Source organism: Pseudomonas promysalinigenes, from assembly GCF_014269025.2.
Taxonomy (GTDB): Bacteria; Pseudomonadota; Gammaproteobacteria; order Pseudomonadales; family Pseudomonadaceae; genus Aquipseudomonas; species Aquipseudomonas promysalinigenes.
On the sequence record NZ_CP077094.1, the window covers coordinates 2,413,679 to 2,427,683 of the forward strand.

Sequence of the window (14,005 nt, forward strand, 5' to 3'; positions counted from 1 at the left end):
CCGGGCGCGGCGCGTTACAGTCCTTCGATCGTCAGCAGCAGGCGCTGACGGATTTCATCGTTCATTTCCAGGATATTGTCGCGGCCCACCAGTTCTTCGAAGCTGGTGTTGCCGGCTATCTGCGTGCTGCTACGGATGACCGAATCGTCGGGAAGTTCCGAACGTACCGGTGAGCTGATGACGCAGAACGGCAAGTCGCCAAAGCCCTTGAGGCGCTCGAAACTAAGGCCGTAGCGCAGCCCTTCGAATAGCCGGCCGAGGCCTGGCGACTTGCTCAGGCAGTAGAACAAAACCAAGTAGTGCACCACGAAGCGGTACAGCTCGGCGCTGCTGCGGTTGGGGTCTTTGATGACGTTGCGAAACTGCGCCAGGTCGAAGGCGTGAAAACCCACCACCCAACGGGTGGGGCTGGTGATGCGAATGACCTGGCCGCTTCGCTCGAGCACCTTGTCGTATTCGAGCGGGAACAGTTCGGGGGTGGTGCTGATCAGGTTCAGTGGCACTTCCAGCTCACTGACCAGCTGGAACGGGGCGGCCGAGCCGATGCGCTCGTAGAGCTCGATCAACGACTGGAAGTGGCCCTGGGTTTCGCGCCCGCTGCTGCGCTGGGCGCCTTGCAGGTATTCGCCGAACAGGGTCTGCGGACGGATCAGCGGCGCCACGGTTGCGAGGTAATCCGCCGCCTGCGCTTTCAACGCATCGGAGATCGCTCGCGTTTGGCTACGCAGCTTGATCAGTGCTTCGACATCGAGAGTCTGTGTCATCGGTGCATCGTCCATGAACCTGCTTGATCGTCCTGAAAAAACCAATGGCGTGGACCTGAAGTCGCGCCTTTAGACTGCGGCAAAATCGAATGCTGGCACATGAATATCGTGTTGCCAGTAATGCCGAGTAGGGCACCTCACTGGGGAAGAAGTTCCGGTGCCAGGTGCGATTCTTTCCCTGTTCTGTGAACTTGCGCAATGATGGCCGGATGCTGGCTATGGAAGCTTTTCGCCACAGATACCGGGACTTAGCCCTTTAAAGAAAGGGGCCAAAAGCAGGATGATCACGCATAACGTACCCAGGAAAAATTTTTTGCAAGAAGTGAACTGCATCTCATTTTTGCGCGCCAAGATCACTTTGATGGAGCAGCTAAGAGGGCTGCCGAAATGATGGCCATGCGACGGAATGTGGCGCACCTCCAGCGCTTGCATGGCGGTGAGAGCGTGCTATTTGCAACTTGCAAAACACGTTGGCCAAGCCCGTTGAGGTGATAAGCGATGGGCCACCCTCCAGCACGCTAAGCCTGGATTCTATCGGCGGATTTTCGCCGCTAACCGGAGGCCGCAGGGCGCGTGCTGAAAGAGGGACCGAGGCAGCTGAGCTTCATAGCGGCAGAGTCTTGAGCTTTTAGGCTGTCGATATCAGGCGCAGCTTGAGCGCTCATTGCTTGAAGGTTTCGCGCATTGATCAACAGCCTTACGGGATGAAACGCGAACTCGGGGATGCGAGTGATGAACAGCGCTCATCGGTCGGCAGCAAAGAAGCTTAGCGGTCCAATGACACGCTCAAGGGCTCATCTCTGGCGTTCAGTTGGGCTTCACGTTCGCAATTCAGCGGCCATCGACCTGTACGCAAACGTCCTTACCGTCGATGACTTTGCATGGCCAGTTGTCGTTGATGTAGTGATCAGGCTTGAAGCACACGCGCTCATCGTTGACCCAGAACAGCTGCCAGGCAGAGCCCGATATCAGCAGCTTCGGGCAGGGGGAGTAGCCTCTGCCAAGCAGTGCAAGGGTCGTCAGAATCATCACGGCGGGGACCACGTAGAGCAGCGTCTTCAGCGAAAGCCCGAACATCAGTGTCTGGAAGCGGTGCAGGCGTGAGCCTTCAGATGGGTCGAATTTTTTCCCGGTCCAGATACATACCGCACAGCCAACCAGCAGAATTGCCAGCGCCGGCGGTGCCATCAGCAGGCCGAACGCGAGGTAAGGCGTTTCCACCACAGGCGCGCCACGCAGTAACCTGCCGTATAGCGGGAACAGGTAGTTGATGTAGGCGTAGATCGAGAGGGCCGCGACCAACAGCATGGCGATGCTCATGCCAGCAGCCAGTAGCCTGATCTTGAGGGGCGAAAGCCCAGCGGACATTGGTGAAGAGTGTGTATTCATCGTCAGAATTTAGGCAGGTTGAACGTGGGCAGCGATGGCAGGGAGGGCATCGACGGCAGCTTGGGGGCGCTCGGCCAGCTTGGCAGATCGATCCCGTCGGGGCGTAGCTTGCGGATCACCCATGACTTGGCTTCGTCGTAAAGTTCGTCGGCAATTCTGCCAGCGATGTTGGCAGCGGTTTGCTCGGCGTAGCGCCGCAGGTCGGCCGCTTTGATCTCGGTGATCGTCTTGTGAATGGCCTCGATGTGGTCAACGGCGTAACGCAGCCCGGCCTTCACCGCATTCTTGATGCCGTAATGGTTGTCCAACGCGTTCAGCCCAAGGCCCACGGCGAAGACTACCAGCGCGCCGGCAATGACCGGCGCAGCCGCCGCTGTGAACAGGGCTCCGGCTGCCAGAGCAGCGGCATAGCCCAGTGCCGAGGCGATACCAGCCTTGATCAGTTCAACGCCAACACCGCCAAACAGGTCGCTCATCACATGCTCGTCGGCAAATACCCATTCTGCTACTTCAATAGCTACTGCGACATAGCAGGACAGCTTGAAGCCCTTGATCGACGAGCCACGCACACCGTACTTGCCGATCCCCATGCTGACCAGCTTGGCGTTCTGGATGCCATAACGGGGCGCATTGAGTGTTTTGCGCAGGCCTGGGTAGCCGGTGAGAATCACGTATTGCTTGCCGTTGCGCACGGTGTAGCGCACTTTCGTGCCCAGCCCGTTCATGTCACGAATGAAACCGGCAATGTTTTTTGCATCCCACGCGGCCATGGCCGTGGGTACGCCCCAGGTCGTGTTGACGAAGGTATGGGGCAGGCCGTTGTAGGTAGTTTTCACGCCCTGCCAAGTGCCGGCGAGCATGTCGCCTTGGGTGCGTGTGCATACTTGCGGAGCCTGCGTAGCCCCTTGCGATCGCTGAGCGAACTGGGCTTGGGCATGGAAGTCCTCGATCGACATGATCACCATCTCACGGTGATTCTGGTCCATCTCCCGGTCCAGTTGGCTGAGTTGGTGTTCACTCACGCTCATGGCGATTCTCCCTGAAATTCGCAGTGTGTTGCCTCGCGGCTAGGCGCAAAGGAGCCTACACCGCTGAGGTCCGACAGATCAAACCAACAGCCACGCTACGATGTGATTAATTCCCGAAGCCTGCAGTGCTTCACAGCTATGATGTACTTTGGCTTAGGGGCATGTTGACATCACTCATCTGGCCCCTGGCTTATCGCCATCATTTGACAGCCTCTGTTCAGCGCGTTTTCATTGAAAGATTTCCAGCTTGGTGCAGGATGCATTGACATGATTACGGACGCCCTCGAATCAATCCTTACACAGCATCAACGTCTGTTTACTTTCGATTCGCCCTTGCCCCCCGAGCAAGAACTGCAACTGCTCAGCTTCAGTGGCCGCGAGGCGCTGTCGGAGCTATTCAGTTTCCAGGTTCAACTCATCTCCCAGGACGCGCGCATCGAGCTCAAAAAGCTCATCGGCAAAAAAGTGACTGTAGGGATTGCGCTGGCTGATGGCAGCAAACGCTACATAAGCGCGCATGTGTCGGACTTCGTCCATACGGGGGCCGACGGCGGCATTGCCAATTACACTGCCGAGCTTGTGCCGTGGATCTGGATCCTCAGCCGGCGACGCGATTCGCGTATCTTCCAGGACAAGACCACAGAGCAGATCGTCAAGGACGTCTTTGCCTACTACCTGACACTGGCTGAATACGAGTTCCGCCTGAGCCAACCGCTCAAACCGATCAGTTACTGCACGCAATATCAAGAGTCGGATCTCAACTTTGTGTTGCGCCTGCTCGAGCATGAAGGGCTATTTTTCACCTTCGAGCACTCGCAGGAAGGCCATCGCATGATCATCAGCGATGACAGCAGCATGCTTCCGCAGCTGGAGCGCCAACCGCTGATCCGCTATCACAGTGCGTCTGTCACCGAAACTGCCGACTCGATCACCACATGGTCTTCGGCGCGTCGGATGCAGCCAACCCGTCTTGCCTTGAAATCTTTCGACTACAAGCAGCCGGGCAACCCGCACCTGGTGCAGTTGAATTCGGTCAACCAGCAGGGCGAGGTCGGCCAGTATGAAGTATTCGAGTACGAAGGCCTCTATGGTTACGCCGACGCAGACGAAGGCATGCGCAAGGCACGGCGGCGGCTGGAGGCAATGGAAGTGGACGGCAAGACGTTCCATGGTCAGAGCAACTGTCGCGCCATGGAGCCTGGCCAGTATTTTGAACTGAGCCAGCATTACGACCATGACAATGACGCCCCGGATGACCGGCAGTTCTTGCTGCTTTCGGTTACCCATTGGGGGCAGAACAACTATGCCAACGATGGCGAAGCCGGCTACCGCAATGGCTTCACCTGCATTCGCCGTAAAATTCCTTTCCGCCCTTCATTGAGCACCCCCAGGGCGGGCATCAGCGGGCCGCAGACGGCGATTGTGGTCGGCCCCCCCGGTGAAGAGATCTACACCGATGAGTTGGGCCGGGTGAAATTGCAGTTCCACTGGGACCGTAATGGTGAGTTCAACGACCAAAGCTCTTGCTGGGTGCGCGTTGCCCAATCCGGTGCCAGTGGCGGCTTCGGCAGCATCCAGATTCCGCGGGTTGGCGATGAAGTGGTGGTGGTGTTCCTCGACGGCAACCCCGACCGCCCGCTGATCATGGGCAGCTTGTACAACAGCAACAACACCCCGCCGTGGTCGCTGCCGGCGAACAAAACCCAGAGCGGCTTCCTGACCCGGTCGATGAAGGGTGACGGTGGTACCGCCAACTTCTTCCGCTTCGAGGACAAGGCCGGCGCCGAGCAGATCATCATGCACGCCGAGCGCAACATGGACACCGAGATCGAGCTGGATGAAACCCATGATGTGGGGAACAACCGGACGATCACGGTGGGTGGCACGCACACCGAGCAGGTCAAGAAAGACACCGTGGTGCAAGTAACCGAAGGCTCTTATACGCTCCAGGTGGACAACCAGTTCATTCAGGTGGCAGCCAAGCAGCACATCATCCTCCAGGTGGGCGACAGCAGCATCACGCTGACGCCGGAAGGCATCGAGATCAAAGGCAAGGTCATCACCACCACCAGCTCCGACATCACCAAGATCACGGGCGCGCCGGTGCGAATCAACGACTGAGGCCAGGCGCATGTACAAACCCTCGATCTATGACCGCATTTCCGCCCGGCGCGAAGCGCTGGAGGAGCAAGAGCGTCTAGCCAAGTTGGCAGAGGCAGACCAGGCGGCCAGTGCGAAACCAGAACAAGAGCCAGAAGCCGTGCCAGTGCCGGTAGCGCTGCGGGATGTTGCCAGCGGGTTCACCTTCTGCGGTTTCCACTTGCAGTTTCCGGGTGGTTTTCGTTTTCGCGACATCCAGACAACGATCGAACACGAAGGCGAGCTCGTCACTCTGAACATCCGCCGCCGTGACGTGCGCGCTGGCCAGGATTTGGAGCACTTGTTCGAATCGGCAGTTCGGTCCTTGCGCGAGTCGAACCCGCAAATGCGCGTGATCCGCCAGCGCGATTGTCATGTGGCAGGTAGCCCGGCAAAGGTGCTCGATTTCCATTTCAAGGCCGGGCAGCAGCCCCGTCACGGCCGCCTTGTTGGCGCACTGGTCCCTGTCGAAGGCAGTGTAATGCCGCAGTGGCTGGATATCGCCTGCGTAATCGATCCCACCAGTTCAGGCTTGAGCCAGTGGTTGGCCGAGTTCGACCGCATGCTCGATGGCCTCGCACTACGCTGACCTCACTTTATTGTTATCAGGAATTTTCATCGCATGGATTACGAGTTGCAGGAAGGCAGCATCGCGCTGCCAACAGGTTTCGAGGACCGCACGGTCAATATGTTTGTCCTTGGCGCCAGCGTCCCGGCACCGTTGAGCATCACCATCTCCAGGGACACCTTGCTGCCCGATGAGGCGCTGCAGGCCTATGTAGAACGTCAGATCAAAATGCTCACCTCGAAGCTGCGCGGTTACACCCGCATGGGCAACAAGGCCGTTTCACTGTCGGCAGCCGCGCCGATCGCCGGCATCCAGATCGACGCCTACTACATGAACCAGGGCCGCCCGCTGTACCAGCGCCAAGCCGCCTTCATCATCAGCCCCGGGCGTGCGCTGATCTTCTCGACCACTGCACAAGCGGACTTCAGCGCGCAGCAGAACCAGGATTGGGACAATCTGCTTGCCAGCTTCACTGCGCGCACCCCGGCACAAGCCAGCGCCGAGTCCGGCGAACAGGAGTAAACCCTCATGTTCGAAGCGGCCAGGTTCGGCGACGAGATATCGCACACCAGCGCACTGGGGGGCTTTCTAATTGGAGCCGCCTTGGGCATCGCGCTGGTGGCCACGGTAGCCATTGCCACATTCACCTGCGGGTTTGGCGTGGCCTTGTTGGCCGGCCTTGCAGCCGGTATCGGAGGCAGCCTGCTGACCGCCGCCGGAGAGGCGATAGGCAGTATGTTCTCGTCCCCCTCAGGGACGATAACCACTGCCTCACACAACGTATTCATCAACAGCCTGAAGGCCGCCCGCGTCGAGAAAAGCATCGGTGCCTGCGACAAGCATCCCGGGCCTGTGCAAATCGCCGAAGGCTCGACCAACGTCTTCATCAATAGCGTTGCCGCTGCACGCAAGGGTGACAAGCTGACCTGCGGCGCGACCATTTCCGGCGGCTCGGATAACGTCATCGTTGGCGGCGGTACCTACCGCTACTTGCCTGTGGATGACGAAATTCCTCAGTGGCTGCGTACCACCGTCGATGTGCTTATGGCCATTGCCGGCGCCGCTGGCGGTATCGCCCAATTGATTAAGGCTGGCACCCAGGCCGGCATGAAGGCCGTCATGCCTTGCGCCCTGAAATTCACGGCAGGCTTCATCGCGGGGGAGGTGGCCAGCCGCTTCGTGGTCGAGCCTGTGGTCCGCAGGGCCATCGGTGGCCTGGTCGGCAACCCTGTTGACCTCACCACTGGGCGCAAGCTGATCCCCGATGAGATCGACTTCAGCCTGCCAGGCCTGATGCCTATCGAATGGTCACGCTTCTACGCCAGCGACCTCACTGTCGACAGCGTGCTGGGGCGCGGCTGGGTGCTGCCTTGGGAACAAAGCCTGCGCCGCCAGGGCTCGTTTATCTACCTCACCGACAACCAGGGCCGCGAGGTCCCATTCGTGACCCTGCAGCCGGGTGAGCGCATCTACAACCCGCACGAACAGGTGTACCTGGTGTGTACCGAGGGTGGCCATTACATCCTGCAGACCCTCGACAACCTGTTCTTCTATTTCGGCGAAGTCCCCGACAGCAACACCGAAGTGCCGTTACAACGCATCGAGAATGCTCTGGGCCACTTCCTGCACTTCACCCGCACGCCGGACGGCACCCTGACCGACATCAGCGCCACCGGCGGCACCCGCATCCACCTGCACTACGACAACCCCCTGGGCCGCCTGACCGACATCAAGCGCGTGGTGAACAACGAAGCGGTGGAAACGCTCACCCAGTACCGCTACGACGAACACGGCCAGCTGAGCGCGGTGATCAACCGCAACGGCGACACCGTGCGCAACTTCAGCTACGCCGAAGGCCTGATGGTCACCCACAGAAACGCCCTGGGCCTGGGCTGCCACTACCGTTGGGAAACCCTCGGCGATAAACCACGCGTGGTCGAGCACTGGACCAGCGATGGCGAGCACTACCGTTTCCGCTACGACCTCGACGCCCGCACCAGCTGGGCCACCGACGTGCTCGGCCGCGAGCTGGAAGTGCAGTACAACGCCGACCACCGCGTGATCGCCAGCCGTGATTACGGTGGCGAGCGTTACGCCATCGAGCTGGACGAGCAGGGCAACATGGTCGGCCTAGACCTGCCAGACGGCAATCGCCTGACCTTCAAGTACGACGAATTCGCCCGCCTGCTGGAAGAAACCGACCCGCTGGGCCGTAAGATCCAGTACGAATATCACCACCTGACCACGCTGGTGACTCAGGTCACCTACCCAGACGGCAGCACCTGGCGAGCGCGCTACGACGACAAGGGCAACCTGCTCGCCGAATTCGATGCCCTCGGCCAGATGACCGAGTACCTGAACAGCGATGACGGCCTGCCGCACACCATCATCGATGCGACCTACAAGTCCAAGTACCTGTGGTGGAACACCCTGGCCCAGGTCGAGCGTTATCAGGACTGTTCGGGCAAGAGCACTTACTACCGCTACGACGAGCGCCAGCATCTGGTGGCCGTGACCGATGCGCTGAACCAGACCACCACGCTGGAGCGCAAGCCGGACGGTGAGGTGGTGCGCATCAGCCATCCGGACGGCACGAAGGAAACCTTCAGCTACAACGTCTACGGCCAAGTGCTCAGCCACACCGACGGCAAGGGCCAGACCACCCGCCTGATGCGCACCGCACGCGGCCTGCCCAGCAGCCGCGAGGATGCCAAGGGCCAGCGAGTACGTTACGAGTACGACAAGGCCATTCGCCTGACCGCGCTGGTCAACGAGAACAACGCCACGTACAGCTTTGCCTACGACGCTTCGGATCGGCTGAGCGAAGAGGTGCGGGTAGATAACCTTACCCGGCGTTTCAGCTACAACGTCGGTGGCCACCTGACGCGACTGGACGAAATCGGCTACGGCGAAAATGCCGAGCGCCCCGAGCGGCACACGCTGTTCGAGCGCGACAGCATTGGTCGGTTGGTCGGCAAGATCAATCTCGATTCCCAGCAGCAGTTCACCTATGACGAGGTTGACCGCTTGCTGAGCATCGAGCGGCAGCCCAGTGGCATGGGCAAGCAGCTTGGGGTGACCGAGGAAAAGCTGGCGTACACCTACGATGTGCTGGGAAGGCTGACACAAGAGATCACGCCCGATGGCACGCTGGGTTATGAGTACGATCCGCTCAGCAATCTGATCACTCTGACCCTGCCGGATGGGCGCAAGGTCAACCACCTGTACTACGGCAGCGGTCACCTGCACCAGTTGAACCTGGACGGCCAAGTGATCAGCGACATGGAGCGCGATGACCTGCACCGTGAGGTCTACCGCACCCAGGGCAAACTCACCAGTTGCTTTGGCTACGACGCCATGGGACGCAAGGCTTGGCAGTTTGCCTCAACCTTGCCTGCAGACAAGCTTTCACAGGTGCACAACACCGGTATCAATACCTCGCTGCTGGTGGAGCATGCGTACAACCCGATCCACCGCCGTTACCAATACGACCCGGCCGGAGAACTGGTGCGTACCCTCGACAAGCTGCGGGGCGAGATCAAATACGAGTACGAAGCCAACGGGCAACTGCGCAGCCGTGATACCGGTTCACTGGTGGGCAGCGAGGAGTTTCGCTACGACCCCGCGGCGAACAGGCTGGACTTCAACGCGCGTCAGTTTGACAAGGTCAAGGACAACCGGATCAAGCAGTGGCGGGACCAGGAGTATCGCTACGATCCTTGGGGCAACCTGATCGAGAAGCGCTCGGGGCACAGCAAGCTGCAGAGCTTTAGCTACGACTGCGAGAACCGGCTGGTGCGGGCGCAGACGCTGGTTAACGGTAAGCTGGAGAGTACCGGGCAATACCGGTACGACAGCCTGGGGCGGCGGGTGGCCAAGCAGGCTGAGATCAACGGCGAAGTCGAACAGAAGCGCTTCCTGTGGCAAGGGTTGAGGATGTTGCGGGAGGAAACGCCTGGTCAGAGCATTTTGTACCTGTATGAGCCGGGAAGCTATTCGCCGTTGGCGCGCGTGGATCAGGTTGAAGGGGAAGAACAGAAGGTCTACTACTTCCATACGGACCAGATTGGTACGCCGCTGGAGTTGACGGACAGCGAGGGTGAGATCGTTTGGCGGGCGAGCTACCGCTCGTGGGGTTCGGTAGAGCAGCTGGCCGTTAACGAAATCGAGCAGAATCTGCGTTTTCAAGGGCAGTATCTTGATAACGAAACGGGACTGCACTACAACACTTTCCGTCACTACGATCCTGAGGTAGGGCGTTATGTTTCTCAGGACCCTATTGGTTTAGATGGTGGGCTAAATCTTTACCGCTATGGTCAAAATCCGATAGGTTGGATTGACCCATGGGGATGGGAATGTTGGAGTACTGCACGAAAAAACTATTGGAAAGCTGAAGCCAAAGCACCTAGTCGGACTTATTCACCTGCTAATCTGGTGCGTATGGCTGAGGGGAAGGCGCCCAAGATGACGGTTGAAGTGATTTCTCGTAAAACAGATAAGATATCAATAAGAGAATATACTTTAGAACTTCATCATAATGATATCCCTCAGCGAGTGGGTGGGGAGGGTGTTCATGATTCGTCTAATTTGCTTGCGCTTACTCCTTGGGAGCACGAGGCTGTCGATCAATTTAGGCATGTAGGATCGGATCTGATTAGGGTAATAAAAGGAGTTGATGTATGGTAGTCGACAGTGGTTTGTTGGCGGAGCGTATAGTGGGATCGCCCATTTATAAAAAATTGCTCTCGGAGCTTGTTGATGTTTTACATATTGAGGTTGAGTCGGAATACACGGAGGTATTTGCTAGGCTTGACTCTGCTAAGGTTGCAAGGGCAAAAGTCGATATTGATGAGTTAATGTTAGCGTTAACTGATAACTTCGACCTGTTACGGGGATATTCTATTTCTAAATTCCGGGCATTATCCGCTGAAGAAGAGGATGAGGAGGAATACCCCGCTGGAGCAGAACCTTCAGAGGACGAAAAAAGCAAGACCCTTTCAGTTGGAAAGTACTCGCAAGGGTTTCTGTTGACAAATCTCATTGAGTATGTATTGGCGAAGTCTAGTCGCGAGCAACTACTAGAATATCTTAAGCTTTCGAGAATCCCTCGAGCGAAAAAATATGCTGACCAGCTGTTTAAGTTGGTAAAACTCGTGTGATGTAGATTATTTAACTGGCACTTATTGCTCGGAGTGCTTCGTAGTTGTTATTTTTCGGTACGAGTTGGTGGCTCTCTAAAAATGTACTAGCTTGGATTTCGGGATTAAATCCCCGAAATACGCCGAAGGCCTGATGGTCACTCACAGCAAAGCCCTGGGCCTGGGCTGCCACTACCGCTGGGAAACCCAGGGTGGCAAACCACGGGTGGTCGAGCACTGGACCAGCGATGGCGAGCACTACCATTTCCGCTACGACCTCGACGCCCGCACCAGCTGGGCCACCGACGTGCTCGGCCGCGAGCTGGAAGTGCAGTACAACGCCGACCACCGTGTCATCGCCAGCCGTGACTACGGTGGCGAGCGTTACGCCATCGAGCTGGACGAGCAGGGCAACATGGTCGGCCTCGACCTGCCGGACGGCAACCGGCTCGCCTTCCAGTACGACGAATTCGCCCGCCTGCTGGAAGAAACCGACCCGCTGGGCCGCAAGACCACCTACGAATCTCACCACCTGACCACGCTGGTGACCCAGGTCAGCTATCCGGACGGCAGCACCTGGCGAGCGCGCTACGACGACAAGGGCAACCTGCTCGCCGAATTCGATGCCCTCGGCCAGATGACCGAGTACCTGAACAGCGATGACTGCCTGCCGCATACCATCATCGACGCGACCTACAAGTCCAAGTACCTGTGGTGGAACACCCTGGCCCAGGTCGAGCGTTATCAGGACTGCTCGGGCAAGAGCACTTATTACCGCTACGACGATCGTCAGCACCTGGTGGCGGTGACCGATGCGCTGAACCAGACCACCACCCTGGAGCGCAAGCCCGACGGCGAAGTGCTGCGCATCAGTCACCCGGACGGTACCGCGGAAACCTTCACCTACAACGTCTACGGCCAGGTAATCAGCCACACCGACGGCAAGGGCCAGACCACACGCCTGATGCGTACGGCGCGTGGCCTGCCGAGCAGCCGCCAGGATGCCAAGGGCCAGCGGGTACGCTACGAGTACGACAAGGCCGTGCGCCTGATCGCGCTGGTCAATGAGAACAACGCCACGTACAGCTTTGCCTACGACGCTTCGGATCGGCTGAGCGAAGAAGTGCCGGTGGATAACCTGACCCGGCGTTTCAGCTACAACCTCGGCGGCCATCTGACCCGACTGGATGAGATTGGCTATGGCGAAAATGCCGAGCGGCCGGAGCGGCACACGCTGTTCGAGCGCGACAGCATTGGCCGCTTGATCGCCAAGCTGAACCGCGATTCACAGCAGCAGTTCACCTACGACGACGGGGACCGGCTGCTGAGCATCGAGCGGCACCCGAGCGGACTCGGCAAGCAACTTGGGGTGACCGAGGAAAAGCTGGCGTACACCTACGATGTGCTGGGGCGGCTGACGCAAGAAATCACGCCCGATGGCACGCTGGGTTATGAGTACGATCCGCTCAGCAATCTGACCACTCTGACCCTGCCGGATGGGCGCAAGGTCAACCACCTGTACTACGGCAGCGGTCACCTGCACCAGCTGAACCTGGATGGCCTGGTCATCAGCGACATGGAGCGTGATGACCTGCACCGTGAGGTGTACCGGACGCAGGGCAAGCTCACCAGTTGTTTCGGTTACGACGCCGTGGGGCGCAAGGCCTGGCAGTTTGCTTCGACCTTGCCGGCCGACAAGCTGTCGCAGGTGCACAACACCGGCATCAATACCTCGCTGCTGGTGGAGCATGCCTACAACCCGATTCATCGCCGTTACCAGTACGACCCGGCCGGAGAGCTGGTGCGCACGCTCGACAAGCTGCGAGGCGAGATCAAGTACGAGTACGAAGCCAACGGGCAGTTGCGCAGCCGCGATACCGGCTCGCTGGTGGGCAGCGAAGAGTTCCGCTACGACCCCGCCGCGAACCGCCTGGACTTCAATGCGCGGCAGTTCGACAAGGTCAAGGACAACCGGATCAAGCAGTGGCGCGATCAGGAGTACCGCTACGACCCGTGGGGCAACCTGATCGAGAAGCGCTCGGGGCACAGCAAGCTGCAGAGTTTTATTTACGACTGCGAGAACCGGCTGGTTCGGGCGCAGACGCTGGTTAACGGCAAGCTGGAGAGTACCGGGCAATACCGGTATGACAGCCTGGGGCGGCGGGTGGCCAAGCAGGCTGAGATCAACGGCGAAGTCGAACAGAAACGCTTCCTGTGGCAAGGGTTGAGGATGGTGCGGGAGGAAACGCCTGGTCAGAGCATTTTGTACCTGTATGAGCCGGGTAGCTATGCGCCGTTGGCGCGCGTGGATCAGGTTGAAGGGGAAGAGCAGAAGGTCTACTACTTCCATACGGATCAGATTGGTACGCCGCTGGAGTTGACGGACAGCGAGGGTGAGATCGTTTGGCAGGCGACCTATCGCTCGTGGGGTGAGATAGAGCAAGTGGCTGTCGATAAGGTCGAGCAGAATCTGCGATATCAAGGTCAATATTTCGATGAAGAGACCCGGCTACACTACAATACCTTTAGATATTACGACCCCGAAGTGGGAAGATTTATTACTCAAGACCCTATAGGTTTGAGAGGCGGTTTTAATCTTTATAGCTATGTGCTGAATCCAAATAACTGGATAGACCCTGCCGGACTAACTCCTTGTATGGGGAGACCGTCTCAGCGTAGTGCAGGGGGTACTGGGGCTAAATATGATCCTGTAAATGGGCAAGGCCTTTATGTATTAACAGATAATGGAGTGATCAAGTATGTGGGGCGTGGTGATGCGACAGCCCGCTTAGGTGTGCATGCTGCAACACCAGGTAAATCTAACTTGCAGCAACATGTGATTTTTGATAATAATTTGACCAAAGCTGAGGCCAAATTTCTGGAGCAAAAAATTATGGATCTTAATGGAGGCGCGCTTTCGACCAATGAGTTTACAAACTTGTTGAATAGAATCAGATCGTATAGTCCCTCTAACCCTAA

Annotated in this window: 8 protein-coding genes and 1 pseudogene; 6 read left to right on the top strand and 3 right to left on the bottom strand. The window is 58.2% G+C overall.

What is annotated here, in order from left to right; all coding sequences use genetic code 11:
* Positions 1-14 precede the first annotated feature (14 nt).
* From HU725_RS10925 to HU725_RS10935, 3 genes are all read right to left on the bottom strand, one after another.
* On the bottom strand, positions 15-764 hold the full coding sequence (locus HU725_RS10925; RefSeq protein ID WP_186477217.1) for a hypothetical protein: 750 nt from the start codon (positions 762-764) through the stop codon (positions 15-17).
* 831 nt (positions 765-1,595) lie between these two features.
* The gene (locus HU725_RS10930; RefSeq protein ID WP_225915531.1) at positions 1,596-2,084 is read right to left on the bottom strand and encodes a hypothetical protein; all 489 of its coding nucleotides are present in this window, start codon (positions 2,082-2,084) and stop codon (positions 1,596-1,598) included.
* Positions 2,085-2,155: 71 nt separating this feature from the next.
* Positions 2,156-3,181 (bottom strand): hypothetical protein, encoded by a 1,026-nt coding sequence (locus HU725_RS10935; RefSeq protein WP_186477218.1) that lies wholly within the window; start codon positions 3,179-3,181, stop codon positions 2,156-2,158.
* Between the two features lie 267 nt (positions 3,182-3,448).
* Between HU725_RS10935 and HU725_RS10940 the strand changes: the two genes are divergently transcribed.
* The 6 genes and pseudogenes from HU725_RS10940 to HU725_RS10965 all read left to right on the top strand — a co-directional run.
* Positions 3,449-5,302, top strand: coding sequence for a type VI secretion system tip protein TssI/VgrG (locus HU725_RS10940; RefSeq protein WP_186477219.1), 1,854 nt, complete (start codon positions 3,449-3,451; stop codon positions 5,300-5,302).
* Positions 5,303-5,312: 10 nt separating this feature from the next.
* Positions 5,313-5,909: a DcrB-related protein gene (locus HU725_RS10945; RefSeq protein WP_186477220.1), complete on the top strand. Its 597-nt coding sequence runs from the start codon at positions 5,313-5,315 to the stop codon at positions 5,907-5,909.
* Between the two features lie 33 nt (positions 5,910-5,942).
* Positions 5,943-6,410, top strand: a complete 468-nt coding sequence (locus HU725_RS10950) for a DcrB-related protein (protein WP_060476422.1) — start codon at positions 5,943-5,945, stop codon at positions 6,408-6,410.
* A 6-nt stretch (positions 6,411-6,416) separates the two neighbouring features.
* A complete protein-coding gene (locus HU725_RS10955) occupies positions 6,417-10,574 on the top strand; it encodes an RHS repeat-associated core domain-containing protein (protein ID WP_186477221.1) in 4,158 nt (1,385 codons plus the stop codon).
* A complete protein-coding gene (locus HU725_RS10960) occupies positions 10,568-11,047 on the top strand; it encodes a hypothetical protein (protein ID WP_186477222.1) in 480 nt (159 codons plus the stop codon). The genes HU725_RS10955 and HU725_RS10960 overlap by 7 nt, the downstream gene beginning before the upstream one ends.
* 103 nt (positions 11,048-11,150) lie before the next feature.
* Positions 11,151-13,676 (top strand): annotated as a pseudogene (locus tag HU725_RS10965) (RHS repeat-associated core domain-containing protein); the annotation flags it as partial.
* Positions 13,677-14,005: the final 329 nt, after the last annotated feature.